The sequence below is a fragment of the Sandarakinorhabdus limnophila DSM 17366 genome (assembly GCF_000420765.1).
GTDB lineage: Bacteria > Pseudomonadota > Alphaproteobacteria > Sphingomonadales > Sphingomonadaceae > Sandarakinorhabdus > Sandarakinorhabdus limnophila.
Genome location: NZ_ATVO01000004.1, coordinates 343,621 through 369,250, shown reverse-complemented (window position 1 = coordinate 369,250; position 25,630 = coordinate 343,621). Strand labels below are relative to the sequence as shown.

Sequence of the window (25,630 nt, the reverse complement as noted above, 5' to 3'; positions counted from 1 at the left end):
GGCTATCGGTTGAGTTCGGCCTTCCTCTGGCGACTGAACTTCATGAGTGCAACTGAATCCCGCGATGCGCCGCTGGCGATCCCGGCGCTGGTGGCCAGCCATGCCGGGGTGTGGATCGCTGCGCCGGATGGCGGCGTGCGCGGTGTGGGGCGCGGTGAGGCAATGGCGCGGGCCGGGGACAGCCCGCACCTACTGCTGAATGCGCCCGTCACGGCGAGCCGGCTGGGCATTGGCGAATTGTCGGGCCTTGATCTGCTGGAGTTGTTCGCTTTTCTGTATCCGGCGCGCTTTGCTGTGCCGACGGCGCATGGGCTGGCGGCGGCGTTGGGGATTGCGCCGCCCAAGGGGGAAAGTGATGCCGGGTTCCTGCAACGCGCGGCCGGGGCGTTGCTGGTGGTGGCGGCACAGCCCGATTGGCCGGAACGACATGGCGCGTGGACGTCATTGCAAAGCCTCGCCCGCCAGCGTTGGGCCTGGGCGCCGCTTCTGGCAAAGCTGATCGAAAAGCCGCGCGCGCCCGAACGCCATGTGTTCCAGCTGCTGCCCAAGTGGGAGGAAGCGCCGCCGCGCCCTGCGCCGCGTGTGGTGGCGCTGGATGACGGCGCGGTGGCGGCGGAACTTGCGCGGCTGGTGGGCAGTGGCGCGGAACAGCGTGACGGCCAGCGTGATTATGCGCGGGCGGCCGCCGCCGCGTTCGCGCCGCGCGATGCCAGCGGCGCGCCGCAGATGATGCTGGCCGAAGCCGGGACGGGCATCGGCAAGACGTTGGGCTATCTCGCCCCGGCGGCGCTGTGGGCGCGCGAAGCGCAAGGGGCGGTGTGGGTGGCGACCTTCACCAAGGCCCTGCAACGCCAGTTGGATGCCGAAACCGCGCGGGTGTGGACCGATCCGGCCGAACGCCGTGCCAAGGTGGTGGTGCGCAAGGGCCGGGAGAATTATCTGTGCCTGCTCAACCTGGAAGACGCGGTGCAGGGCGGTTTTGGCGGGCGCGCGGCGGTGTTTGCCCGGCTTGCCGAACGCTGGGCCGAATATACGCGCGATGGCGACATGGTTGGCGGCGATCTGCCGGGCTGGTTGCCGCCGCTGTTTGGCCGCACCAGCTTTGCCGGGCTGACCGACAGGCGCGGCGAGTGTATCTATGCCGCCTGCCCGCATTATCGCAGCTGCTTCATCGAACGCGCGACACGGGCCAGCGCACAGGCCGATCTGGTGATCGCCAATCACGCGTTGGTGATGATCAACGCGGCGCGCGGCCGGGCCGAAGGCAGCGGCCTCACCCGGCTGGTGTTCGACGAAGGCCATCACCTGTTCGACGCCGCCGATGCAACGTTCGCGGTGGCGCTGACCGGCCGCGAGGCGGTGGAGTTGAAGAACTGGCTGCTCGGCCCTGAACGCGCGGCGGGGCGCGGCCGGCGGCGCGGGCTCGCGGCGCGGCTGGCCGATGCTATCAGCTATGATGATGAGGCAGCGCAGGCGGTGGAGCGTATTGCGGCGGCGGCGCGGCACTTGCCCGGCGAAGGCTGGCTGGGGCGGGTGGGCACCGACGATCCGGAGGGTCCGCTGGAAGGCCTGTTCGCCGCCGTGCGCGGCCAGGTGCTGGCGCGCGCCGAGGAGGCTGATCACGGCTATGGCCTTGAAACTGAAGTCGCCGAAGTGCTGCCGCGGTTGGTGGAAGCGGCTGCGGCGGCCAGTGCGGCATTGGGCGCGATGATGACGCCGATGGCGCAGCTGGAAGGCCGGCTGGCGCTGCTGCTGGAGGATCCGCCCGATTGGCTGGATGGCGGGGCGCGGGCGCGGGTGGAAGGCGCGCGGGCGGGCTTGACGCTGCGGGCGCAATTGCTGGGCGCGTGGCAGCAACTGCTGGCGCGCCTTGGAGGCCCGGCCGATCCGGATTTCATCGATTGGCTGGACCTGGCCCGGGCGGAAGGGCGTTTGCTCGATGTTGGCATCCAGCGGCGTTGGCTCGATCCGATGCGGCCGTTTTCCGGTGCGGTGCTGGAACCGGCGCATGGCGTGCTGGTGACGTCGGCCACGCTGCGGTCGCGGCCCGATGCGTTGGCCGATGATTGGCGGGACGCCGAACTGCGTACCGGTGCGGCGCGGCTGCCGCGCCCGGCCAAGCATTTCGCGGCATCGAGCCCGTTTGATTACAGCGCCCAGGCCCGCGTGCTGATCGTGACCGGCGTGAAACCGCGCGATATCGCCGGGCTCGCCCATGCCTATCGCACGCTGATCGAAGCGGCGGGCGGCGGCACGTTGGGCCTGTTCACGGCCATTGCCCGGCTGCGCGCGGTTCATGCGCGGCTGGCGGATCCGTTGGCGCGCGCTGGCCTGCCGCTTTATGCCCAGCATGTCGATCCCATCGATACGGCAACGCTGGTCGATATCTTCCGCGCCGAACCGGGGGCGAGCCTGCTCGGTACCGATGCGCTGCGCGATGGGGTGGATGTGCCGGGCACGTCCTTGCGCCAGGTGATCATGGAAGGCGTGCCGTGGCCGCGCCGCACCGTGCTGCACGCGGCGCGGCGGCTGGCGGGTGGCGGCAACAGCTTTGATGATCGGGTGGTGATGTGCCGGCTGGCGCAGGCGTTCGGGCGCCTCATTCGCCGCGCCGATGATCATGGCCATTTCGTGCTGCTGGGGCCGGCGGTGCCGTCGCGGCTGCTCGGCGCCTTCCCGCCCGGTGTGCCGATCGAACGGGTGTCATTGGAAGATGCGGTGCGTTTGGTGAAGGCCGGCGTTCCGGCCTCTGGAAACGCCGCCACTGATGTGCCAAGCCTTGGCCACACATGAAGACACTCACGCTCTTGCGCCACGCCAAGTCCGGCTATGACGATCCTCTGCTGCGGGATTTCGATCGGCCGTTGAACGATCGCGGCCGGCGCGCGGCGATGAAGGTGGGGCAATGGCTGGGCGCTGCGATCAGGCGCGGCGACATGCCGGATTTCGCGCTGGTCTTTGCCTCGCCCGCCGTGCGTGTGCGCCAGACCATCGAAGGCCTGGAAGCCGGCATGAACCGGCCGCTGGCGCCGGTGTATGAACAGCGCATCTATCTTTCGTCATCCGCCACGCTGATCGAATTGTGCGCTGGTTTTTCCGACGAGTTTAGCGACGCTATGCTGGTTGGCCATAATCCGGGGCTGGAGGATCTGCTGCTGGAACTGGTGCCGCCGGGCGGGAAACTGCGGGCCGAGGCGGAGCTGAAATATCCGACCGCCACGCTGGCCCGGCTCGATATCGCCATCGACCGCTGGGCGCAGATTGATGGCGGCCGGGCGGAACTGACGAAGTTCGTGCGGCCGCGTGATCTCGATCCGAGCCTGGGTCCAGACGATTAAAGTTTGAGCACGCGCCCCAACCGGCCGCGCACCGCCCACATGATCGCAGCGCCCGTCAGCGGGAAGGCGGCGTGGAGCAGCCAGAAGGCGCTGATGTCCATCGTCTCGTAAAAGCGCCCCAACCAGCCCGATATGGTGCTGCCAAGAAACACCGCGAACTGCACCGCGCCCAGCATCACGCCGGTAATGGCCATCGGGGCGGCGCGGGAAAACAGCGCGTTCACCGTGGGGACGAGGTAGAGCCAGCCGGTGTTGAGCACGAGGTGGAAGACGACAACCCACAGGATCGGCGTGGGAGCCGGCCCGCTGCCCGCCGCCAGCCAGACGAATGCGCTGCCCATCAACGCCATGCCGATGCCGATCTTGCCCAGTTCCTTCGGCTCCTTGCCGCGTGCCGCCTGCCAGCGCCACAGCGCCAGTGCCGGCGGCACGGCCAGGATGGGGGCCAGGCTGTCAAACGCCTGCAGCCAGGTAACGGGCACGTCAAAGCCCAGCACCATGCGATCCAGATGATCGCGGCCCCACAGTGAATAGACGTTCCACACCTGCGATTGCGCCAGCCAGAACAGGCTGGTGAGCAGCATGACGCCGATCAGCGCTGCGATCGTTTTGCCGTCGCCCGGTTGCAGCCGGGCGCTGCGGCGGGTTTCAGGCGGGGTATCGGCCGGCATCAGGCCGTTGCCCACCAGCAGCGTGATCGCGGCCAGCGCCATGCAGCCGGAGGCCGCGGCAAAGCCCCATTGCCAGTTCACCCGTTCGCCCAGCGCGCCGATCAGCAGCGGGCCGAGGAAGGCGCCGGTGTTGAGGCCGGCGGCAAGAATGGAAAAGGCCGCATCGCGGCGACCATCGTCGCGGGCATAGAGATGACCGGTCTGTGCGTTCAGGTTGCAGCGCAACGCGCCCGCGCCGAATGCGCAGACCAGCAGGCCGGGCAGGAATGTTGCCGGGATCACCACCATCACCATGCCGGTCGTGGCCAGCACCGCACCCAGGATGCAGGTGAGGCGCGGGCCCCAGTGGCGATCGCCCAACCAGCCGCCCAAAAGCGGGGTGAGGAAGAAGAGGCCAAGATAAAGCCCCATCGTCTGGGTGGCGAGCGCCTGCAGACTCATCGGGCCGAACAGGCTTTCCAGCAGGCCGCGCCACGCGTCGAAGCCGCCAACACTGGCCAGCTGATCGGGCGTGAACAGGAAATTCGCCATGTAGAGGATGAGCAGCGCCTGCACGCCATAGACGCCGGCCGCCTGCAGCGCTTCCGCCACGGTGACGATGGTCAGGCCCACCGGATGGCCTACGAAAGTGCGCGTTTCCCCCATGGCCAGCACCGTGGACGGTGGCCGCGTCACCCGCAAGGGGTGATTAGCGCGGGGCGTCCTCTGTAGCGCGCCGCCGCTCGCGTGCAGCGCGTTTGGCTGTCTTTTGCGCTGCGCGGGCGTCGCGCTCGGACTGCTCATCCGCCTTGCGGGCGGCGCGGCCGCGCTTGATGTCAGCCTCTTCCTGGCTTTCAGTGGCGGCGTCGTAGATGATTTCGCCGGCCTTGATCGGTGCGGTGATGATGGTTTTGGCGGCGCTCATCAGGCACCCGCCGAGCAGCAGCGGCAGGGGAAGCAGAAGCAACGGGCGCAACAACATGGTTACCTCGTAACAGCAGTTTGCTGACTCTTTGATGAAGCGGCCTCAGACAATTGCGGTTGCCGGCAGCGCCAGCAGCTTCGGAATCGCCGCCTTGAACGGGAAGAAGCCCTTTTTCGCGTGCGGCCAAGCGACATCGTCCCACGCCCGTCGCAACCGCACCAACTGCACGCCGTCGGCGGCCAGCGCGGGGGCCAGCATGTCGAGCCGGTCCTTCACCGGGCCAACGGGCGCATCAGCGGTGATGATCTGCGTCAGCCGGTTGCGGGCGGCCCAATCGCGCATGGCGTCCACGCCGAAGGTGGCATCGACACGTTCCGGTTCCAGCCCCAGCCGCGTGGCGGCGCGTTGCAGACCGTCGGCCAGCATCGCCATCGCGACCTGGTGTTTCAGCGGCGCCGGGGTGCCACCGATATCAGCTGTCGCGGCCAGCGCCACGATGGCGCCGGGCAGGGCCAGTGTTTCAAGGCTGGTGTCTTCCGTGGTGACGAACAGCCCGGTGCGGGCGGTGGGATCGGCTTGGATCACCGGTGCGGGCGGGATCGGTGGCGGGATGATGTCGGCCGGCCACGGTGTGGCCTCACGGGCCAACGGCGCGTCCACGGCAAAGCGCCCGCCCGAAAGGTCGCGGATCAGATCGGCGCGGGCCAGATAAGTCTTCCCCGCCGTCTGTAGGCCCACCACCCAGCGCCAGCCAAGCGTGTTGCTGGCCGGGCACGCATCGAGGAGGTGCTTGTAGAAGAAGGCTGCCCCCAGTTGCCACGGCAGGCGCAGGGTGAAGCACCAGATGCTGGCAAAGCTCATCCGCACATGGTTGTGCAGCCAGCCGGTTTCGATCAGTTCGTGCACCCAGGTATCGAAACAGTCGATGCCGGTGTTGCCTGACAGTGCCAGTTCGTACCGGCGCTGCCATTTGCCATCCTCGGCTAGCATCGCCTCCATGCGCACCACATCGGCCTGCCATCGCGTCCAGATTTCCGGGCGCTGCTGCAGCCAGCCGACCCAATAGGTGCGCCAACACACTTCCTGCACGAATTTTTCCGCGCCGGTGAAGCCATGCGCGGCGATGGCAGCAGCGGCGACTTCGGCTTCGCTCACCAGCCGGCGGCGGATGGCGGGGGAGAGCAGCGACGTGGTCGCCTTGCCGTCTGGCCCGCCATCATGATTGCGCCGCGCGGCATAGGCGCGTCCCGCCAGAGGCAGGAAATCGTGCAGTCGGGCAAGGGCGGCGTCGCGGGTAAGGGGAAAGCACATGGCGGCGGCATAGCGGTTTCACCGCCCATCTGCGCGACGCTGCGATGCCGCAGGCCTCAGACGGTAAAGCTTTCCCCGCAGCCGCAGCTGCCCTTGGCGTTGGGGTTGTTGAACACGAAGCCGGCGGTGAAATCATCTTCGCGCCAGTCCATCGTGCTGCCGATCAGATACATCAAGCTGCCGCCGTCAACGAACAGCGTGCCGCCCGGCGTGTCGATGCGTTCGTCTGCCGGCTTGGCGGCGGTGACGTAGGCCAGATCATAGGCCAAGCCGGAACAGCCGCGGCGCGGGGTGGAAAGACGCACGCCCACGGCATCGGCCGGCGCGGCGGCCAGGATGGCGGCGATGCGGTTGGAAGCCCCTTCGGTCACGATCAAGGGCGCGGGGCGAGGGCGACGCAGAGTTGTCGTCTGTTCCATCACAACATTCCCATCTCAAGCTTGGCTTCGTCGGTCATCTTGCCGGGGTCCCACGACGGTTCCCACACCAGGTTGACGTCGCAGCTTTGCACGCCCGGCACGGCGCACACGCGGATTTCAACTTCGCCGGGCATGGATTCGGCCACCGGGCAGGTTGGCGTCGTCAACGTCATCGTCACCACGGCGTGGCCGTTATCGACTTCGACGCCGTAGATGAGGCCAAGATCGTAGATGTTCACCGGGATTTCCGGATCGTGGATCTGGCGCAAGGCGGCAACAATTTCATCCACCAGGTCGCTGCTCGCGTCGGCAGGGGCCGGCTCGGGCTTCTGCTTGAGGAAGCCATCGAGATAGTCCGGTGTGTGGCCACTCGATTCCGCTTCCTGCATGGCGCGCAGCGGCGGCGCCTTGGCCACCGGCTTGGCTTCATTGACTTCTTCGACTTCGAAGGCGCGTTCGCTCATCACTTCACCCCAAAAATACGGGAAACACGGGCAAGCCCATCCACCAGCCGCTCGACATCGCGCGGGCTGGAATAGAGGCCGAAACTGGCACGGGCGGTGGCCGGCACGCCGAGCAGGTTCATTAGAGGCTGGGCGCAATGATGCCCGGCGCGGATGGCCACACCCGCTTCATCCAATATGGTGCCGATGTCGTGCGGATGCACCCCCTGCATGGTGAAGCTGAGGATGCCGGCCGAATCCTCCGGCCCCCACAGGCGGATGCTGTTGAGACCCGAGAGGGCTTCGCGGGCCTGTGCAACCAGCGCGGCTTCGTGGGCGTGGATGCGGTCGAGCCCGATGCTTTCCACATAATCGATGGCGGCGGCCAGGCCGATCACACCTTCGATGTGCGGGGTGCCAGCTTCGAAGCGGCCAGGCGGCGGGGCATAGGTCGTCTTCTCGAACGTCACCGTTTCGATCATGGCGCCGCCGCCCTGCCATGGCGGCATGGATCCGAGAATATCACTGCGCGCCCACAACACGCCGATGCCGGTCGGGCCATAAAGCTTGTGGCCGGACAGCACATAGAAATCGCAATCCAGCGCCGCCATGTCGAGCGCGAGGCGCGGTGCGGCCTGGCAGCCATCAACCATCAGCAGCGCGCCGGCGGCATGGGCGGCATCGGCAATGCGGCGCACATCGGCAACGCCGCCGAGCACGTTTGAGATATGGGCGATGCTGACCAGCTTGGTTTCCGGGCGGATCATGGCGATGAGCGCATCTTCATCGATGCGGCCATCGTCGGTCAGCGGCGCGACGTCGAGCAGGGCACCGCTGCGTTCGCACAGCATCTGCCACGGCACGATATTGCTGTGATGTTCCAGCGCAGAAATCAGGATGCGGTCGCCGGCAGCCAAGCGCTGGCCCCAGCTTTGGGCGAGCAGGTTGATGCCTTCAGTGGCGCCGCGCACGAACACGACTTCATCCGGCGATGCGGCGCCGATGAAGCGGGCGACGGTCGCGCGGGCTTCCTCGAAGCGCAGCGTCATGGTGGCGGAGCGTTCGTACACACCGCGATGCACGGTGGCATAATCCGGGCCATAGACGCGGGCGATGGCGTCGATCACCGCTTTCGGCTTCTGCGAGGTCGCCGCCGTGTCGAGATAGGCCCAATCGCCGGCAAGCCCGGGGAAATCGCCCTTCAGGTCGAGCAAGGCAGGCGCGGTGGCCACGGTCACGCCGCCGTCTCCAGCAGGGCGGTGATCTCGGCGTCGAGTGCTTCGGTGGTGGCTTCGTCCAGGCCTTCCAGCGCGTCTGATAGGAAGGCGCGGGTGAGCAGGGCGCGGGCCTGGGCGGGGGGCACGCCGCGGCTGGTCATGTAGAACAGCGCGTTGTTGTCGATCTCGCCGATGGCAGCGCCGTGGGCGCATTTCACATCGTCGGCAAAGATTTCCAGCTCCGGCTTGGCGTTCGCCGTGGCGCCGCGGTTGAGCAGGATCGCCTTGAACGACTGGCTGGCGTCGGTCTTCTGGCCTTCGCGCGCCACGGCGACCTGGCCGAGATAGGAGGCGGTCGCAGTGTCGCCGGCGACGGCGCGCACGATCTGGCGGCTGGTTGAATTGGGGCCGACGTGGCGGACGGTGGTGACCAGTTCGATGTTTTGCGCGCCGTGGCCGATCAGGATCGCCCCCAACTGGAAATCCGCACCGTCATGCAGCGTCACGTCGAGCGCGATGCGGCCATAGCTGCGGCCGGAATCGAGGATTGTCATCCGATAGGCCCCGCCCGCGCCGATGCTGATGGCGAGGTGGCGGATGCCTTCGTCGGTGGCCCGGATGATGTCGGCATGGGATTCGCCGGCCGGCACCACGACGGGTTCGACCGCGACCGGCCAGTGGCGGGCGACGGCGGCGAGGTCGCTGTAGCGCCAGGCTTCATTCTTGCGGGTGGGAAGAGCGCTCATGCCGCGATGGCGGAATAGCCTTCCGCCTCCAGCTTGTGGGCCAGTTCGGCGCCGCCCGAATGGACGATGCGGCCATCCATCAGCACGTGGATATGATCGGGCACGACATAATCGAGCAGGCGCTGATAATGGGTGATCAGCAGCGTGGCACGATCGGGCCCGTGCATCGAATTGATGCCATCGGAAACAACGCGCAGCGCATCGATGTCGAGGCCGGAATCGGTCTCATCGAGCACGGCAAGGAATGGCTGCAGCACGTGCATCTGCACCATCTCGTTGCGCTTCTTCTCGCCGCCCGAAAAACCCTGGTTCACGGCGCGCTTCATCATGTCGAACGGCAGGCCCAGTTTTTCGGCAACGGCCTTGGCCAGCTTCATGAATTCCGCGCCCGACGCTTCCGGTTCGCCGCGCAGCGTGCGCTGGGCGTTGAGCGCCGTGCGCAGGAACAGCAGGTTCGAAACGCCGGGGATCTCCACCGGATATTGCAGGCCCAGGAACAGACCGGCAGCAGCGCGTTCGTGCGGCGCCTTGGCCAACAGATCCTCACCGCGGAAGGTCACCGAACCGCCGGTCACTTCATAGCCAGCGCGGCCGGCCAGAACATAGGACAGGGTGGATTTGCCGGCGCCGTTCGGTCCCATGATGGCGTGCACCTCACCGGCATTCACGGTCAGTGTCAGGCCCTTCAGGATGGTCTTGCCATCAATTTCGGCGGTGAGATTGTCGATAACGAGCATGGGATTCCTAGCGGGTTTCGTTCTGGCGCGTGACGATGGTGACCACCGCCTGTTCGCGAAGTTCTTTTTCAATGACGCCCACGCTGGCTTCGGCAACGGCCTCGGCCTGATTGGCGCTGTGATTGGGGTGGCCAAAACGGTCGAAGGAGGCGACCTTCAAGCGCAGGGCGTTGCGGATCGGGCGGCAGGCCTTCACCGCCTCGATGGCGATGCTGCCGGCGGGATCGTTCGACACATCGGCGGCGGCGACCTTCTCATCGACGCACTTGCCATAGTCAGCCGTTAACGTGTCCAATTCTGCGCGCATCTGCTGGCCCTTGGGATCGACGCGTGGCGGCGCGGCATCACAGGCAGCGAGCAGGAGCAGAGGCAAGGCAAGCGCCAGCCTCATCCCACGCTGCCTTCCAGGCTGATGCCGAGCAGTTTCTGCGCTTCCACCGCGAATTCCATCGGCAGTTGCTGCAACACCTCGCGGCAGAAGCCGTTGACGATCAGGCTGACGGCAGCTTCGGCATCCAGACCGCGCGACTGGGCATAGAAGAGCTGATCGTCGCTGATCTTGGACGTGGTGGCTTCATGCTCGATGGTGGCGCTGGGATTGCGCACCTCGATATAGGGCACGGTGTGAGCGCCGCACTGGCTGCCGAGCAGCAGGCTGTCGCACTGGGTGTGATTGCGCGCGCCTTCAGCGGTGGCCGCCACGCGCACCAGGCCCCGGTATGTGCCGCTTGAGCGCCCGGCGCTGATGCCCTTCGACACGATCGTAGACGTGGTGTTCTTGCCGAGATGGATCATCTTGGTGCCGGTATCGGCCTGCTGGCGATTGTTGGTGACGGCGACCGAGTAGAATTCGCCGACGCTGCCATCGCCACTGAGCACACAGCTGGGATATTTCCAGGTGATGGCGCTGCCGGTTTCGACCTGCGTCCAGCTCACCTTGCTGTTGTTGCCCAGGCAGTTGGCGCGCTTGGTGACGAAATTGTAGATGCCGCCCTTCCCCTCGGCATCGCCCGGATACCAGTTCTGCACGGTGGAATATTTGATCTCGGCATCATCGAGCGCGACCAGTTCCACCACGGCGGCGTGCAGCTGGTTTTCATCGCGCATCGGGGCGGTGCAGCCTTCCAGATAGGAGACGTAGCTGCCCTTGTCGGCGATGATCAGCGTGCGTTCGAACTGGCCGGTGTTGGCGGCGTTGATGCGAAAATAGGTGCTCAGCTCCATCGGGCAGCGCACGCCCGGCGGGATGTAGACGAAGGTGCCATCGGAAAAGACGGCGCAGTTCAGGCAGGCAAAATAATTGTCGGTGACCGGCACGACGCTGCCCAGCCACTTCTTCACCAGATCAGGATATTCCTTCACCGCCTCGCTGATCGAACGGAAGATGACGCCGGCCTTTTCTAGTTCGGCACGGAAGGTGGTGGCGACGGACACGCTGTCGAACACAGCATCGACGGCGATCCGGCGCGAACCTTCGACGCCGGCCAGCATCTTCTGCTCCTCGATCGGAATGCCGAGCTTTTCATAGGTGCGGCGGATTTCGGGATCGAGTTCATCGAGCGAGGCCAGGGTCGGCTTGGCCTTGGGCGCGGCGTAATAATAAGCGTCCTGATAATCGATCGGCGCGATATCGAGCTTGGCCCAATCCGGGCTTTCCATTGCTTCCCACTTGGCAAAGGCCTTCAGCCGCCAATCGAGCAGCCATTCGGGCTCGCCCTTCTTGGCGGAGATGTAGCGGACGGTATCGGTGGTCAGCCCCTTGGGCGCCATTTCCGATTCAACGTCGGTGGAAAAGCCCCATTTGTAGGTGGCAAGATCAGCAACCGCGGCACGTGCTTCGGCGTCCTGGATGGGGGCATCCTGAACAGGTTCATTGTCCACGGCAGTGGCAGACACGTCTTCAGACATCACTCGTCTCTTTCAGTCAGTCAGCCAGCGCCGGGGCGGGCGCCGCCAATGGTGCCGCCGCTGCCGCCGGCCGCACCAGATCGGCCAGTGTCACGGCGGCAAGCGCGCCACGCACGGCCTGGTTGATCGGGGCCCAATGGCCCCGGATCGCGCAATGGCCTTCCATCACGCAGTCGTTCACGTCGTTCCCGGCACAGCTGGTCAGCGCGATCGGGCCATCCACCGCTTCCACCACATCCACGACACTGATGTTGGCCGGGTCGCGGGAAAGGGTGAAGCCGCCAGCCACGCCGCGCGATGCGGTCAGCAGCCCGCCGCGGGCCAGCGTGCCCATCAGCTTGGCCACGGTCGGCGCCGGGATCATCGTCAATTCCGCCACCCGCGCCGCCGACAATTTCACCCCCGGCTCACGCGCGGCCGCAGCCATCACGACGACGGCATAATCGGCAAGGTTGGTGAGACGAATCAAGCGTCGGTTCCCAGCGGTGCCCGCAAAGTGGACAAATCTGGTCTACTTATGCGGTTCGGGCCGGCTGGTGTCAAGGTTTGCGCCGCTTTGGGCCCGGCGTCACGCTCAGGCGATGCGCACCAGGCTGGGCAGGCCAGGCAAGTGCCGGCGCTGGGTCATGGTGGCGCGGGTGAGCGGGGCGAGCTGGGCCAAAAAAGCGGGCCGGGGTAAGGCCGGTGAAGGCGCTGAATTCGCGGATGAAATGTGCCTGATCATAGAAGGCATCGCCCGCCGCATCCGACCAGCCTTGCGCATCGCCCATGCCCAAGCGCACCGCAGCGCTCAGCGCACGATATTTGCGCGCCAACAGCTTGGGCGAAGTGCCGTAGATTCGGTTCGTGAGCCGTTCGACTGAACGGGACGACATGCCTGAAGCCGCCACCAGTGCATCAAGCTGTGGATTGGGGCTGGCGGTGAGCCATTCATCGGCCAGCCGGGTGAACCAGCGGGCGGCGTGACGGTTGGCCGCCAGCTGCGCCTGCAGGAAATCGGTGACCACCTTGCAGCGGCCGGCATTGGTGGATGCGCTGGCAAGTGCGTCCATCAGGTTTGTCACCAGCGCCGGTGGCAACACGCCGCCCAGATCGGTGGCATTGTCGGCCAGTTCGTCGGCCGAAAGCCCGATCAGTTCGGCCCAGCCAAGGGGCAGCAGGCCAATGCCAAACAAGCGAAGCCGCGTATTTGCACTATAATGGGTGGGTCCGGTGGTCGGGCCCTGCAGGATGGCCCCACTGCCCTCCCATTGCCTGCCGGATTTATAGTTGTTGCGGGCCACGCCATCGACCAGCAGCCGGATCTGGCCCAGTTCGGCGCGCATCAGATCAGAAAACCCCGGCGCTGCGGTTTCGAACCAGTAAAGCGCCGACACGTGCAGCCGCAGTGCCGGCGGCGGCTCGAAATACTGGATGGAAATCATGGCCTGCCCTCCCCGGCTGGTCATGCCCTGTCCGCTGCTGCCACAGCATTCATTGCAACCGTGTTACCTAACGATAACAGAAAGAACCATTTTGGCAACGCGCCACAAAAAAGCGGCCCGGACAGCAGAGCCATCCGGGCCGTTCAAGTTCGGGAAGGCCTGAAAAACTGGCCTTCCGCGGGTCGCATCCTGTTCATAGGCCTGGCCGGCGGCGATGGATTGTAGATATCCGACAGGATCGCCCTCTTGCGCGGCGCGGCAAAGCCCGTAAGCCGGCCGCCATGGGCAGCACCACCACGCAAGCGCCAGGCCGTCTGGCCTTTCCGGCCATGATCACTGGATCGGCCTGCCTGGCCTTTGGCCCGTGGCTGGTGCGATTGGCCGATGTTGGGCCGCTGGCTTCGGCCTTCTGGCGGCAGACGCTGGCCGTCCCGTTCCTGCTGGCGCTGGCCTTTGTCGTGCGGTCCCCCGGCGGCAAGCCGGCGGGCTTTGCCGGCACCACTTTGGGTATTGTTGGGCTGACGGCGCTGGCCGGCTTCGCCTTTGCGGCTGATCTGTCCGTCTGGCACCTCGGCATCATGCGCACCACGCTGGCCAATTCGACACTGTTGGCCAATGCCGCCACGTTCATGCTGCCGCTATATGGCCTGCTCGCGCTCGGCCAGAAATTGTCCCGGCCGCAATGGTGGGCGCTGGCCTCTGCGGCGGCGGGGGTGACCCTGCTGCTTGGCCGCAGTGCCGAACTGTCGCCGCGTCATTTCGCGGGCGATCTGCTTTGTCTGGCGGCCGCTGTCTTTTACACCATCTATCTGATCGCCATCGAAAAGGTACGCGGCACACTGCAGGCGATGCCGGCGCTGGCGCTGGCAACGCTGGCTTCCGCCCTCGCGCTCGCCCCCTTGGCGGCAAGTGGCGTGTTCTGGCCGCAGGATTGGACCCCGGTGCTGGGCCTTGCCATTGGCAGCCAGGTGGTGGGCCAGGGCCTGATTGTCTATGCCGTGCGCCACCTGTCGCCGCTAGTTGTGGGTCTGTCGCTGCTGGTGCAGCCGGCCATCAGCGCGATGATCGGGGCATGGCGCTTTGGTGAAGTGCCGGGGTCGCTGGAAATGGTCGGCGCGCTGATGGTGGTGGCCGCGTTGGTGATCGCACGGCTGCCCAGCCGAGGCTAGAATTTCGGCTGCGCCGTCCAACCCGGCTTCTGCCAGCGGTTGGCGACGGCGAGCCCAACGCGCCACGCCGCCTCGGCCTCCTGCGCGGCGGCTTCGAATGTGAAGCTGCTGCGCACCTCGTCACACGGCTGGTGATAGCAGCGCTGGTTGTAATCATCGATCAACGCTTGCCAGACCGTCACGCCGCCGGTCACGAGATCGCGCCCGGCACGGAAGGCCAGCGCCGGCACGCCCAGCCGCGCAAAGGGGAAATGGTCGGACCGGAAATACCAGCCGGCTTCCGGGTTGGGTTCGGGCACCACCACCAGCCCCATGCCCTTAGCGGCATCGCCCAGATCGGTTTCCAGCGTGGTGCGACCGCCGCCGATCAGTTCCAGGCTGCGGGTGCGCGGCAGTTGCACGTGCGGATCCAGGTTGATCACGGCCACCGTACTGGCCAGCGGCACCAGCGGATTGGCGGCATAATGTTCGGCACCAAGCAGGCCCTTCTCCTCCGCCGTCCACGCCGCAAACACCAGCGTGCGCGCCGGGCGCGGGCCTGCGGCAAAGGCGCGGGCGACCTCGATCAGTTCGGCGGTGCCGGTGGCATTGTCGATGGCGCCATTGCGGATGGCGTCACCCTTCGTATCGGCCACACCCTGCCCGTTGGCATCCCAGTGCGCGCCGAACAGCACGGTCTCGCCGGCCTGCGTCGTGCCGGGCAGCTTGCCCACGACGTTGTAACTGGTGAACGGCGTCGCGGTCAGCCGGCCGCTCGCGCTGGCGGTAGCGGGCAGCGGCAGGGCGCGGAAATCGGCTTTGCGAGCGGCGGCCTTGGCGCGGGCCAGATCCAGACCCGCGGCGGCCAGCAGTCGCTGGCCCAGCCCGCCTTCGATCCAGCTGGCAAAGCGGAAAGCGCCGCCAAATGTCGTCGCGCCCGGCACCATCTGCGGCACGCGTTCGGTGCCGACCAGTTGCGCCAGCGGATAGGAGGCGGCGAAATCCTCATGCAGCACGATGGCGCCCACGGCGCCGGCCTTGGCGGCGGCTGCCATCTTGATGCCGACGCGGCCAGCATACGTAAGGCGGCGGCCTTCAAAGCCCAGATCGGCCCCGGCTTCACCATCAGGATCGCCGGCGAGCAGCAGCACCACCTTGCCGGCCACATCCACCCCGGCATAGGGATCATGGCCGCCCGCCACCACGCCGAAGCCGGCAAAGACCATCGGCGCGGCGCCGATCGCCATGTCGCCGGGCAAGCGCAGCGCCAGCGTGGCGTTCTCGCCCAATCGAATCGGCAGCGCCGTGCCGTTCATCTGCACCGACAGTGCGGCGCCGGGCGCGCGGTCCAGGCGGATCAGCGGCACCGGTTGCAGCCAGCTGCCCTGCGGCCCGGCCGGTTCCAGCCCGGCGGCCTGGAAGCGGGCGGCGAGGAAGGCCAGCGTTTGCGCCTCGCCCACCTCGCCCGGCCCCCGCCCGGCAAAGGCGTCTGATGCCAGTGTTTTCACGTCATCCCCGATTCGGGCGGCGGAGAAACTGAAGGGTGCAGCCGCCACCGGCGCGGTGAGGAGAAGGGCGGAGAGGAGAAGGGTGCGCATGGCGACAACCTTGGCCCTTTGCCCGCCTGCTCGCAAGCTCTGGCGGGATGGCGCGGCTGCGGCTATGTTCATGGCTCGTTCCTGTTTTCCTGCTGGATTTGCCCGTGACCGAAGCCATCATTGCTGTTGTTGCCCTGATTGCCGGCCTGATTGGGGGCTGGGTGCTTGGAAACCGGTCTGTGGCGGCACTGACGACCGAGCGTGACGAGGCCAGGCGCGAAGCCGACGAGCGCCGCACGAAGATCGCCGAAACGGCGGTGGAGATCGCTGCCCTGCAGGCGCAACGCGACGAACGCGAGCAATCGCATGCCCGTCAGCTGGAGGAATTGAACACCCGTTTCGAGGCGCTGGCCGGGCGCGTGCTGGAACAGGCGCAGAGCCAGTTGATCACGCGTGCCGAACAGCGTTTCGCCGAAGCGGAAACCAAGAATCAGGCCAATCTGAAAGCCGTCCTCGGCCCCGTCGCCGAAACGCTTGCCAAATATGAAACCAGGCTGGGTGAAGTGGAGAAGGTGCGCGCCGAAAGCTATGGCGCGCTCACCCAGGCGCTGGAACAGGTAACCCAGGGCCAGGTCCGCGTGTCGGACGAGGCGGCGCGGCTGGTGACGGCACTGCGGAGCAGCGGTAAGACATCAGGCAGTTGGGGCGAACAGCAACTAGCGAACACGCTGGAAATGGCGGGCCTGCGCGCCGGCATCGATTTCACCCTGCAAACCCACATGCCCGGTGACGGCGGCGGCAAGCGGCCCGATGCCATCATCAAGCTGCCGGGCGATCGCCAGTTGATCGTCGATTCCAAGTGCAGCCTGAATGATTATCTGGCGGCGCTGGAGGCCGGCAACGATGTTGACCGGCTGGCCGCGATGAAGCGCCACGCCGCCGCCGTGCGCCTCCACGCCCGCGGCCTGTCGGAAAAGGCCTATTGGACCGAGTTTGGCGCGGCCGCCGATTTCGTCATCATGTTCATCCCAGGTGAAAACTTCCTTTCCGCCGCAATGGAGCATGATCTGGCGCTGCTGAGCTGGGCCTTTGAAAAGCGCATCCTGCTGGCCGGGCCGATCAACCTGCTCGCGATTGCCAAGACGGTGGCGCTCAACTGGCGGCAGGACAAATTGGCCGACGAAGCCCGCGAGATCGGTAAGCTGGGGGCCGATATCTATAGCGCCATTGCCGTAATGGCCGATCACCTGGCCCGGATGCGCAAGAATCTCAGCGAGACTGTCGGCAATTACAATGATTTCGTCGGCTCACTGGAACGCAATGTGTTGCCCAAGGCGCGGCGCTTTGCCGATATGGGCGTTGAACAGGGCAAGAAGCCGGTGCCCCAACTCGCCGCCATCGATGTGCCGGTACGCACCGAACAGGCGACAGAACTTCTGCCGCCGCCGCCCGCTGCCGAATGATCAGTCGAACACGCCCGCCACGATCAGGATGAGGAAATAAAGGCTGAGCGTGAAGGCCGCTGCGATCGACAGATAGACGGTGCGCCAGCCGGCGCTGAACACGCCAAGGCCATAGGCACCGCGCAGCGACGCGAACATGTGCAGCGATGGCGCCAGCAGAAGCGGCACCCAGAAGGCCTCTGTCACGATGTTGGCGCTCAGCGCCAGGCTGCCGGCAATGAACAGCAGGCTCATGAAGCTGATCGAATAGAGCGCAAAAATGGCATGATCATACACGCCAACACCGCGTTTCCACAGAAACACCAGCCACAGCCAGGGCAGCGACATCGGCACCAGCAGGAAGCTGAGTTTATAGGCCTTGGTCTGCAACTTGTAGAGCACCAGCCGGGGATTCTTCAGCGCTTCGCTGCCCTTGGCGTCCAGCGCCTTGACGCCGGTGTTGACCTTCAATTTGCCTGACCGGGCGGAGGCTTCGATCTCGTCGGCGATCTTGTCGGTGACGCTGACATTGGCACCGGGCACGCCAACGGCGGTCACCAGGCGGCGCCCAGCTTCCAGTTCGGCCAGCTTTGCCGTGTCGCCCCTGGCCTTTGCTTCGATAATGCCGGCATCGATATCGGCCAGCGCCTTGGCAATGCCGGCTTTGTCGCTGGCAACGGCAGCCTGGCCGGAACCCTGATCGGCCGTGCCCACCGTGTCGTTGATGCTGACGAACGACAGCACGAAGAACATCAGGAAGACGACCATCAGGAACAGCGGCACTGGCGCAACATAGCGGGCGCGGTGGCCGTCGATATAGCTGCGGATCAGCCTGCCCGGCCGGAACAGCAGCATGGGCAGGGTGGTCCAGGCCTTGCCGTCAAAGTGCGTAATGCCGTGCAGGAATTCGTGGAACACATCGCCGATGCTGCGGTGCAGATGGGCGCGTTGGCCGCACTTGCTGCAGAACGGGCCAGACAGCGCGGTGCCACAGTTGGCGCAGGCGCCGCTCTGCCCGCCGTCGCCCGCAGGCCGATCCAGCGCATTGGCAGCCAGGCCAGCCGTGACCAAGGCGCCTGCCGCTTCGATCTGGTCAGACATCAAGCCCCCCGGAGTCTTTGAACTGTGCCTGTGAACGCGGTGATGTTTGGCGTGAAATCCACAGCAAAGGCAAGTGGACAAGCCGCCACCACATTGCTTCGCCTGTGCCCCGGCGCTAGGGTTCAGGCCAAGATAGGGAGATAATGATGGCGGGCGTGAACAAGGTGATACTGGTCGGACGGCTGGGCAAGGATCCGGAATCGAAAACCTTCGCCAATGGCGGCACCGTGGTGCAGTTCACCATGGCCACGTCGGAAAACTGGCGCGACAAGGCCACCGGCGAGCGCAAGGAAAAGACCGAGTGGCACAACATCGTCATTCGCAACGAGAATATCGGCCGGGTTGCCACGCAATATCTGCGCAAGGGCAGCGAAGTCTATGTCGAAGGCGCGATCGCCACGCGCAAATGGCAGGATCAGAACGGCGCTGACCGGTACACCACTGAAATCGTTATCGGGCCGTTCAAGGGTGAGCTGACGCTGATCGGCGGCCGTGAAGGCGGCGGCGGCGGGACGGCTGGTGGCGGTGGTGGCCGCGGTGCCGATGATTTCGGCGGCGGCGGCGCGCCTGCGGGTGGCGGCTTTGGCGGTGCACCGGCGGGTGGCGGCAAGCGGCCGGGCGCGTTTGACGACGATCTCGACGACGACGTGCCGTTCTGAGGTTCAGCTCTTCTTCAGCACCGCAAACGGGCTGCGCAGGGCAACCGCTTCATCTTCGCTGATCACGCCGGCCACGCTTACGGCCGAGCGCGGATAGGGATCAAGGCCCAGCGCAAAGGCCTGGGCGGTGATCTCGCCAAGATCGACGATGTCGCCCTCCAGCGGTTCAACGTCGAGATCGGCGCTGGACAGTTCGATCTCGCCGCCCTCGGGCGTTGCTTGCGTCAGCAGCAGCGCGATGCGCTCCGTCACCAGGAATGGCACCGGCTCGGCGCTGGCCACGCAGGGCTGGGTGCCGGCACCGTGCACTTCGCCGGTGATGCGGATGCCGTTGGTGTCGCGCTTCACCTCCAGCGACGCCGTCAACCGATCGAGGCTGAGCAGGGTAAAGCGGCCGGCCAGCGCGGTGCGTTGGCCGGCATCGGCTTCGAGCATATGCTGCTTGGGGCTGCCGATTTCGTGGGCGCGCACGACGTGGCTGAATTCAGGGGCGGCGCTGCTCACGGGGTCGGCTCCAGATCGCCGGCGGCCAGCCGGTCATAGGGGGTGTCAGCAAGGCGGCTCCACAGGCCCAGCGCAGCCGCTGCCACGAAGGCGACCGCGGCATCGGCCACCGGTGCGCCGCGATAGAGATTGCGGCGCAGGGCCTGGCCCATGGCTTCGGCATCGCCGCGCGCATCGCGATAGGCGCCGATGCGGCCGCCCAGCGCGGCCATCATGCGGCCCATGTGCTTGGGGATCACCTGATCACCAATGCCGTCCTGGCGCAGATTGCCCTCCATGTCGGTGAGGAAATGATCGGCCAGATCGGCCGAAAGCTGCGCCGCCGGGTGGTGGGCATCACCGCCGGCCACCTCTTCCAGCCGCAGCAGCAACAAGGACAGCACCAGCACCACCATGTCGAAGCGGCCATCCAGTGTATCCGGCACGGCCCCTTCCACATAATAATGCGGCTGCCGCGCTTCGTTCACCACGGCGGCATAAAGCGGTGCCACCGGGGACGGCGATGCGCCGCCAACAAGGCGTTTCAGGCGATCAATCAGACCCATGCGAGGACGCGCTAGCATAATCGCCTCGGCTGGCATAATGAACTTGCCGAACAGGGATGTCGCAGCGGGGGCGGCGCTGGAGTGTGAGATGAAGACCGGATTTGCCACCATAGTATTGATCGGTGCCGCCCTGGCCACCAGTGGCTGCTCGCGCATCAAGGCGCAGCAGGGCTATCTGATCGATGAAACCCTGTTCACCTCGATCCTGCCGGGTGTGGACAATCGCGAATCGGTTTCACGCACCCTGGGCCGGCCAACGTTCGCGGCCCAGTTCGATACTGGCAGCTGGTATTATGTCAGCCGCCTCACCGGCCAATATGCGTTTGTCGCGCCGAAAACCCTGCAGCAGCAGATCCTGATCGTCAGCTTCGATGAACAGGGCAATGTGTCGACCGTGCAGCGCCGCGGCATGGAAAAGATCGCCCGCATCAACCCCGAAGACGACAAGACCGCAACGCTCGGCAAGTCGGAAAGCTTCTTCCAGGAGTTGTTTGGTAACGTGGGCCAGGTCGGTGCCGCCGGCGGCCCGCTGGGTGGCCAGCCGACAGGACGCGACGGCCCGCGCTGATCAGCGTCGCCGCGATGTGCCGCGCGCTTCTGCTGGACGGCCTGCTTGCCGCCCCGGCGCTGGCCGCTGATCAGCGGCCCGATCCTGTTGCCCAACCGCGCCTGGAAGGCCGTTGGCTGGGCCTTGCCGCCTCCGATGCGCCCGCCGCCTTGTGGTGGGCTGGCCCCGCCCAACGCGATGCCGCCGGGTCCGACACGCTGGGCGAAGCGCTGGCCAGCGTTCCGGGCCTGATTCTCACCCCTGCTCCCGGCAATGGCACGGCCGCGCTGATCGTGCGCCACGGCCGCAGCCAGCCCGATGTGCCGTTCGGCCCGGTGGCCCAGCCCGGCGCGCCGCTGCTGCTCGCTGGCCTGTTCGATCACGATCTGTTGCTGGTGGCGCCCGCCGGCGGGCTGGGCGGCGCGGCAGGTGAACTCAGTCTGTCTCTGCGCCGGCCCGGCGACCGGCTGGCCGGGTTGGGCGAGTTTGCCGCCGGCGCGTTCGGTAGCCGCCGCGTGCTGGCGCGGATCGATGTGCCGGTGAGCAAGAAGGGCATGCGGCTGGGGTTGGGTGCGCATGTGCAGCATGATCTGGGCTGGCTGCACAACACGACCACCGGCGAAAGACTTAATCGCGGCTTGCGCGGCGGGCTGGCGGGCACGCTCGACATCGATTTGGCCCCCACGCTCAGCCTGGCGCTGACCAGCCTTTATGCGCGCAGCAAGGCGGGCAATCTGCCGGCCTTTGCCTGCGATCCCAATGCGCCGGCAACATGCGATGGCCGCTTTGCCAGCACCGGGTCTGCCGATCTCGCCGCGCAGACGCCGGGCCAGCGCGCTGATGTGGCGCTGCATGATCTGTGGCTGGTGCATCAGCGTGAGGCGCTGCGGCTGGAACTGATCGGCACTCTGGCGCGGCAGACTGGGCAGCTTGGCCTTGATCTTGGCCAATCCAGTCGCCTGGCCAACCCAGTTGCCGCCGGCTATGGCCTGATTGCCCGAAGCGTTGAGGAAAATCAGGGGCTTGATCTGATTGGCCAGGCCGTTGTTGGCGCGTTGACGGTGCGTGCCGGGGCCGGTTTCAATGCGGCGCAGACACGCCGTGATGCCATCGATACGCTGGCCGGCGCGGTGCTCGCCGATCGCCAACTGCGCCAGGATCGTGACAGCGTTCATGGCTTTGGCCAGTTGCGGCTGGAAGCCGGCCATGGCCTGGCGCTGGAAGCCGGGGTGCGGGTCGACCGCCAGACGCTGACGCTGGCCGTGAGCAACCGCCGCACCGGCTGTGCGCCCAATGCCATACCCTGCCTTGCGCCGGCTGGCCCGGCCAAGCTGGAACGCACGCTCTTCACCCCTGAACTTGCGCTGTCGTGGGCGCCTTCACCCCATTTGCGGCTGTTTGCGCGCAGTGCCCGCAGCGCCCGGCTGCCGGGCTGGAACCTGCTGGCGCGCAGTACGGCCGAACTGGTGCTGATGCCGGATGAAACCGGCTGGCACCACCAGGCCGGGGTGAAGGCCAATCTGTGGGATGGCCGCGCGCGCATGGACGCCAGCGGCTTTGTGGCGCGCACACGAGGGCTGGTCTCGCCGCTGCTCGGCATTGATCCGCTGGCGATGGCAGTGGCGGCGGCTCAACGGCGCGACATGCGCAATCACGGGGTTGATGTGGTGGTGAGCGCGCGTCCTCTGGTTCAGTTGGAACTGTCGGCGACCCTTGGCTGGCAACAGGCGCGCTGGACCGGAGCGGTGCCGGCGGGCGGGCCCAATCGTCCGCTCTATGCGCCCGATACCACGGCCAGCCTGTCGGCGGCGTGGCGGCAGCCGCTGGTGGGCACCGGTTCCGTGCTGGTACCGCGTGTGGCCGCGCGCTGGCGCAGTGCCATGGCGGTGGGGCCGGCGCTGGGTCTGACCGATGGGATCTCGCCCGGCGGGTGGCAGGTGGCCGCCGCCCTGCAATTGGAGATCCCCGATGGCGGCTGGCTGATGAGCCTGGAGTGCGAGAATTGCCTCGACCAGACGCTCACCGACGGCGCCGTGGTTGGCTTGCCCACGCTGAACCCGCCGCGCTGGTGGCAGCTGCGCTTCACACGGCGATTCTGATTGGCGGTTTTTGTCTGGTCTAAAGTGGCACGAAAGCCACGTTTTGGCGTCTTTTCGCGCCTTATTGCGCTGCGATGACAAAATTCCGCTTGCACCGTGGGGGACAAGCCCGCTTTAAGCCATTCATCAGGGGAAAACTGATACCAATTGCCCCCCGAGGGGCCTGTTTCACGAGAAGGGGAATTTATGGCCATTGAAGCCAAGAGCGGACGCAATACCTCGGCGCTGATGAAGCCGCTGACGCCGCAAGGCCCGCTCGCCGCCATTGTGGGCGCCAGCCCGCTGCCGCGCGGTCAGGTTGTTGCCAAGGTGTGGGACTATATCCGCGCCAACAATCTGCAGAAGCCGACCGACAAGCGCGTGATCCTGGCCGATGCCAAGCTGAAGCTGGTCTTCGGCAAGGACGAATGCACGATGTTCGAAATGAACAAGTTCATCGCCCAATATCTGAAATAAGCACTTCGGAACGAGATGTAAGGGGCGCTGCCGGGGATGACCCGGTAGCGCCCCTTTCGCGTTCAGGGGCGGGCATTCAGTCTGGCAGTTTCCGGAAGCGCGCGATGAAGAAGCCATCGATGCCGCCTTCCACCTGGCCGGGCAGGGTGCGCACCCAGCCATCGGCGGCGGGTTTGAGGCCGGCGGGCAGTTCGCTGGCCTCGACCATCTCGCGCGGCAGGCCGGCAATCACGCGCTCGGCGATGCGCTCGCCTTCCTGCGGGAACAGGCTGCAGGTGGCATAGATCAGCCGGCCGCCGGGTTTCAGCCAGGCCGCGGCGCGGCGGAGCAGGGCGGCCTGCAGCAGGGTGACGGGCGCCAGATCGGTATTCCCCTTCAGGTGCAGCACATCCGGGTGGCGGCGGAAGATGCCGGTGGCCGAACAGGGTGCATCGATCAAGATATGATCGAACAACGCGTCGGGTTGCCAGCGCAGGGCATCGGCGGCGACCAGTTCGGCCGTCAGCCCGGTGCGCGCCAGATTCTCGCGCACCCGCTCCAGCCGGTGATCCGACACGTCGAGCGCCGTCACATGGCAGCCGCGCGCCGCCAGTTGCAGAGTCTTGCCGCCTGGCGCCGCACACAGATCGAGCACGCGATCGCCGGCCTTGGCCGGCAGCAGGCGGGCGGGCAGGCTGGCGGCGAGATCCTGCACCCACCAGGCGCCTTCGGCAAAGCCGGGCCATTCGGTGATGCTGCCCTTCTTCGCCGTGCGAACATGGCCGGGGGCAAGGCTGATGCCTTCCAGCGCCAACGCCCAATGATCGGTTTGCGACGCGTCTTTCAGGGTCAGGTCGGTCGCCGGCTCTTCGGCCAGTGCGGCGCTGGCGGCTTCGGCCACGGCCACGCCCCAATCGCGTGCCCAGAACACATCGAACGGGCTGGGCAGGCGCGGCGCTGCCGGCAGGGTGGCCGGGCGGCGGATCAGGCTGCCGAGCACGCCATGCACCAGCCGGCGTGGCCCGCCTTCCACCAGCGGCAGCGCTGTGGCCACCACGGCGTGCGGCGGCGTTTCCAGCTTCAACCAGCCGGCCAGGGCGACTCGCAGGGCGTGGCGGGCGCGGGCATCGATGGGGAGCGGCCGCGGCGTCGCGCTGTCGATCAGCGCGTCCAGTTCCGGCAGCCAGCGCTTTACGGTCAAGGCCAGCAACCGGGCCAGCCCGCGATCCTGCGGCAGCGGCAGATCATCGGCATGGCTGGTGGCGGCATCGAAGGGCGCACCGCGATCGAGCACCGCCTGGATGATTTTCAGCGCGGCGCGGCGGGCGGCAACGCCGGTATCATCGCGATTGGTTGTCGGGCGGCCAGAGCGTTCCGGCTTGCGTTCGGGTTTGCGGGGTTGGTTCATCGCCCGCCCCTTGCCGCAAATGGGGGCGCTTTCCCACCTATTTCCGTCTTCCAAGGAAACTGCCGATCACCTTGAAATAGGAAACGGGGAACAGGCGCACCATCCAATCGATGAAACGCGCATCCGGCCCAATCAGCACGCGGGTGCTGCGTTTTGCCATGCCGGTGATGATGGTTTCGGCCGCCTGTTCGGGCGTGGTGGGGGCGTTCTTCTCGAACTCGGCGGCGAAATCGGTGTTGGGGTCCTGCCCCGGCAACAGCGCGATCTGCTTGCTGTTTTTCGCCACGTTGGTCTTGATGCCGCCGGGGTGGACGCGGATCACGCTCACGTTGGGATCGGTCACCGCCAGTTCCAGCGCCATCGCCTCGGTCAGACCGCGCACCGCATATTTGCTGGCGTTATAGGCGCTTTGGGTGGGGTAGCCCATCATACCGAACACGCTGGAAATATTGACGATCCAACCGATACCATCCTTGGCAGCTGCACCCCGCACATGCGGCAGGGCGGCGCGGCAGCCGGCGACCACGGCACTGAAGTTGACGTTCATCACCCGGTCGAAATCCGCTTCCGGGCAATCGGCAAAGGGCGCCACCACGCTGAGGCCGGCATTGTTGATGATGCCATCCAGCTTGCCGAAATCCGTCACCGCGCCCGCAACCCAGGCGTTGAGCGCAGCCGTGTCGGTCACATCCAGCGCCGTGATGCTTGCCGCCCGATTGCCGAGCAGCCGCTTGGTCTCCGCCAAGCCGTCCGCATCCTTGTCGGCCAGCGCCAGCACCGCGCCGCGCCCGGCCAGGTTCAGCGCCAACGCCCGTCCGATGCCGCTGCCGGCGCCGGTTATGGCAATCACCTTGTTGTCGAACATGTTACGCCCCCTGCTTCGCTTCACCCCATTGCTAACAGGCGGGCGGCGGTGGCAACACTGATTTATGGACAAGGACAAGCCGCAGACCCCCGATCCGCGCGACAAGCAGCCTGAAGCGCCGCCGCCGCCGCCAACCGATAAGGAAGTCGGCGGCCGCAAGGGCCCTGATCCGGTGCGCTATGGCGACTGGGAAAAGGGCGGCATCGCGGTCGATTTTTGAG

The 25,630-nt window shown here is 66.3% G+C and carries 27 protein-coding genes; 9 read left to right on the top strand and 18 right to left on the bottom strand.

The features are described from left to right. Window positions 1-42 precede the first annotated feature (42 nt). Window positions 43-2,793: an ATP-dependent DNA helicase gene (locus G566_RS0104975; protein WP_051135946.1), complete on the top strand. Its 2,751-nt coding sequence runs from the start codon at window positions 43-45 to the stop codon at window positions 2,791-2,793. Beyond that, complete coding sequence (locus tag G566_RS0104970) at window positions 2,790-3,338, top strand: SixA phosphatase family protein (RefSeq protein WP_022679574.1); 549 nt, start codon at window positions 2,790-2,792, stop codon at window positions 3,336-3,338. Before G566_RS0104975 ends, G566_RS0104970 begins: the two co-directional genes overlap by 4 nt. On the opposite strand, the gene G566_RS13550 is transcribed toward G566_RS0104970, so the two are convergent. The 12 genes from G566_RS13550 to G566_RS14655 all read right to left on the bottom strand — a co-directional run bounded on the left by G566_RS13550 (window position 3,335) and on the right by G566_RS14655 (window position 13,142). Further along, entirely contained in the window at window positions 3,335-4,654 is a 1,320-nt protein-coding gene (locus G566_RS13550; protein ID WP_022679573.1) for a peptide MFS transporter, read from the bottom strand. The genes G566_RS0104970 and G566_RS13550 overlap by 4 nt on opposite strands. A 43-nt stretch (window positions 4,655-4,697) precedes the next feature. Beyond that, a complete protein-coding gene (locus G566_RS0104960; RefSeq protein WP_022679572.1) occupies window positions 4,698-4,970 on the bottom strand; it encodes a hypothetical protein in 273 nt (90 codons plus the stop codon). Between the two features lie 45 nt (window positions 4,971-5,015). Continuing rightward, the gene (locus tag G566_RS13545) at window positions 5,016-6,224 is read right to left on the bottom strand and encodes an FAD-binding domain-containing protein (RefSeq protein ID WP_022679571.1); all 1,209 of its coding nucleotides are present in this window, start codon (window positions 6,222-6,224) and stop codon (window positions 5,016-5,018) included. 56 nt (window positions 6,225-6,280) lie between these two features. Next, window positions 6,281-6,643 carry a HesB/IscA family protein gene (locus G566_RS0104950; RefSeq protein WP_022679570.1) on the bottom strand — a complete coding sequence of 121 codons (363 nt, stop codon included), beginning with the start codon at window positions 6,641-6,643 and terminating at the stop codon, window positions 6,281-6,283. Then, entirely contained in the window at window positions 6,643-7,110 is a 468-nt protein-coding gene (locus G566_RS0104945; protein ID WP_303781605.1) for a DUF59 domain-containing protein, read from the bottom strand. Before G566_RS0104945 ends, G566_RS0104950 begins: the two co-directional genes overlap by 1 nt. After that, window positions 7,107-8,324, bottom strand: a complete 1,218-nt coding sequence (locus G566_RS0104940; protein WP_022679568.1) for an aminotransferase class V-fold PLP-dependent enzyme — start codon at window positions 8,322-8,324, stop codon at window positions 7,107-7,109. Before G566_RS0104940 ends, G566_RS0104945 begins: the two co-directional genes overlap by 4 nt. Then, window positions 8,321-9,049 (bottom strand): SufD family Fe-S cluster assembly protein, encoded by a 729-nt coding sequence (locus G566_RS0104935; RefSeq protein ID WP_022679567.1) that lies wholly within the window; start codon window positions 9,047-9,049, stop codon window positions 8,321-8,323. The genes G566_RS0104940 and G566_RS0104935 overlap by 4 nt, the downstream gene beginning before the upstream one ends. Next, window positions 9,046-9,786: a Fe-S cluster assembly ATPase SufC gene (gene sufC / locus G566_RS0104930; protein WP_022679566.1), complete on the bottom strand. Its 741-nt coding sequence runs from the start codon at window positions 9,784-9,786 to the stop codon at window positions 9,046-9,048. Before sufC ends, G566_RS0104935 begins: the two co-directional genes overlap by 4 nt. A 7-nt stretch (window positions 9,787-9,793) precedes the next feature. After that, window positions 9,794-10,177: a hypothetical protein gene (locus G566_RS0104925; RefSeq protein WP_022679565.1), complete on the bottom strand. Its 384-nt coding sequence runs from the start codon at window positions 10,175-10,177 to the stop codon at window positions 9,794-9,796. Further along, window positions 10,174-11,694 carry a Fe-S cluster assembly protein SufB gene (sufB, locus tag G566_RS0104920; protein WP_022679564.1) on the bottom strand — a complete coding sequence of 507 codons (1,521 nt, stop codon included), beginning with the start codon at window positions 11,692-11,694 and terminating at the stop codon, window positions 10,174-10,176. Before sufB ends, G566_RS0104925 begins: the two co-directional genes overlap by 4 nt. A 16-nt stretch (window positions 11,695-11,710) precedes the next feature. After that, entirely contained in the window at window positions 11,711-12,163 is a 453-nt protein-coding gene (locus G566_RS0104915; protein ID WP_022679563.1) for an SUF system Fe-S cluster assembly regulator, read from the bottom strand. A 70-nt stretch (window positions 12,164-12,233) separates the two neighbouring features. Further along, window positions 12,234-13,142: a helix-turn-helix domain-containing protein gene (locus G566_RS14655; protein ID WP_022679562.1), complete on the bottom strand. Its 909-nt coding sequence runs from the start codon at window positions 13,140-13,142 to the stop codon at window positions 12,234-12,236. 257 nt (window positions 13,143-13,399) lie between these two features. On the opposite strand from G566_RS14655, the gene G566_RS13535 reads away from it, so the two are divergent. Continuing rightward, complete coding sequence (locus G566_RS13535) at window positions 13,400-14,287, top strand: DMT family transporter (protein ID WP_022679561.1); 888 nt, start codon at window positions 13,400-13,402, stop codon at window positions 14,285-14,287. Here the strand turns inward: G566_RS13535 and G566_RS13530 are convergent. After that, window positions 14,284-15,864, bottom strand: a complete 1,581-nt coding sequence (locus G566_RS13530; RefSeq protein ID WP_022679560.1) for a M28 family peptidase — start codon at window positions 15,862-15,864, stop codon at window positions 14,284-14,286. The genes G566_RS13535 and G566_RS13530 overlap by 4 nt on opposite strands. Window positions 15,865-15,968: 104 nt before the next feature. Between G566_RS13530 and G566_RS0104895 the strand changes: the two genes are divergently transcribed. Then, a complete protein-coding gene (locus G566_RS0104895; protein WP_029131272.1) occupies window positions 15,969-17,267 on the top strand; it encodes a DNA recombination protein RmuC in 1,299 nt (432 codons plus the stop codon). On the opposite strand, the gene G566_RS0104890 is transcribed toward G566_RS0104895, so the two are convergent. Then, on the bottom strand, window positions 17,268-18,347 hold the full coding sequence (locus tag G566_RS0104890) for a DUF3667 domain-containing protein (RefSeq protein WP_022679558.1): 1,080 nt from the start codon (window positions 18,345-18,347) through the stop codon (window positions 17,268-17,270). A 143-nt stretch (window positions 18,348-18,490) separates the two neighbouring features. On the opposite strand from G566_RS0104890, the gene ssb reads away from it, so the two are divergent. Then, complete coding sequence (ssb, locus tag G566_RS0104885) at window positions 18,491-19,006, top strand: single-stranded DNA-binding protein (protein WP_022679557.1); 516 nt, start codon at window positions 18,491-18,493, stop codon at window positions 19,004-19,006. Between the two features lie 3 nt (window positions 19,007-19,009). On the opposite strand, the gene G566_RS0104880 is transcribed toward ssb, so the two are convergent. Together G566_RS0104880 and G566_RS0104875 are read right to left on the bottom strand one after the other, a co-directional pair. Next, on the bottom strand, window positions 19,010-19,510 hold the full coding sequence (locus G566_RS0104880; protein ID WP_022679556.1) for a YceD family protein: 501 nt from the start codon (window positions 19,508-19,510) through the stop codon (window positions 19,010-19,012). After that, entirely contained in the window at window positions 19,507-20,055 is a 549-nt protein-coding gene (locus tag G566_RS0104875) for a ubiquinol-cytochrome C chaperone family protein (protein WP_022679555.1), read from the bottom strand. The genes G566_RS0104880 and G566_RS0104875 overlap by 4 nt, the downstream gene beginning before the upstream one ends. Window positions 20,056-20,143: 88 nt before the next feature. Here G566_RS0104875 and G566_RS0104870 point away from each other — a divergent pair, with 88 nt between their 5' ends. The 3 genes from G566_RS0104870 (at window position 20,144) to G566_RS0104860 (ending at window position 23,157) form a co-directional block, all read left to right on the top strand. Then, window positions 20,144-20,623, top strand: a complete 480-nt coding sequence (locus G566_RS0104870) for an outer membrane protein assembly factor BamE (protein WP_022679554.1) — start codon at window positions 20,144-20,146, stop codon at window positions 20,621-20,623. 14 nt (window positions 20,624-20,637) lie between these two features. Beyond that, complete coding sequence (locus G566_RS0104865; protein ID WP_022679553.1) at window positions 20,638-22,701, top strand: TonB-dependent receptor domain-containing protein; 2,064 nt, start codon at window positions 20,638-20,640, stop codon at window positions 22,699-22,701. A gap of 186 nt (window positions 22,702-22,887) precedes the next feature. After that, window positions 22,888-23,157 carry an SWIB/MDM2 domain-containing protein gene (locus G566_RS0104860; RefSeq protein ID WP_022679552.1) on the top strand — a complete coding sequence of 90 codons (270 nt, stop codon included), beginning with the start codon at window positions 22,888-22,890 and terminating at the stop codon, window positions 23,155-23,157. Window positions 23,158-23,233: 76 nt separating this feature from the next. On the opposite strand, the gene G566_RS0104855 is transcribed toward G566_RS0104860, so the two are convergent. After that, complete coding sequence (locus tag G566_RS0104855; protein ID WP_022679551.1) at window positions 23,234-24,544, bottom strand: RsmB/NOP family class I SAM-dependent RNA methyltransferase; 1,311 nt, start codon at window positions 24,542-24,544, stop codon at window positions 23,234-23,236. Window positions 24,545-24,581: 37 nt separating this feature from the next. After that, window positions 24,582-25,409, bottom strand: a complete 828-nt coding sequence (locus G566_RS0104850) for an SDR family NAD(P)-dependent oxidoreductase (RefSeq protein WP_022679550.1) — start codon at window positions 25,407-25,409, stop codon at window positions 24,582-24,584. A 64-nt stretch (window positions 25,410-25,473) separates the two neighbouring features. Between G566_RS0104850 and G566_RS15010 the strand changes: the two genes are divergently transcribed. Beyond that, complete coding sequence (locus G566_RS15010; protein ID WP_022679549.1) at window positions 25,474-25,629, top strand: DUF1674 domain-containing protein; 156 nt, start codon at window positions 25,474-25,476, stop codon at window positions 25,627-25,629. The last annotated feature ends 1 nt before the right edge of the window (window position 25,630 follow it).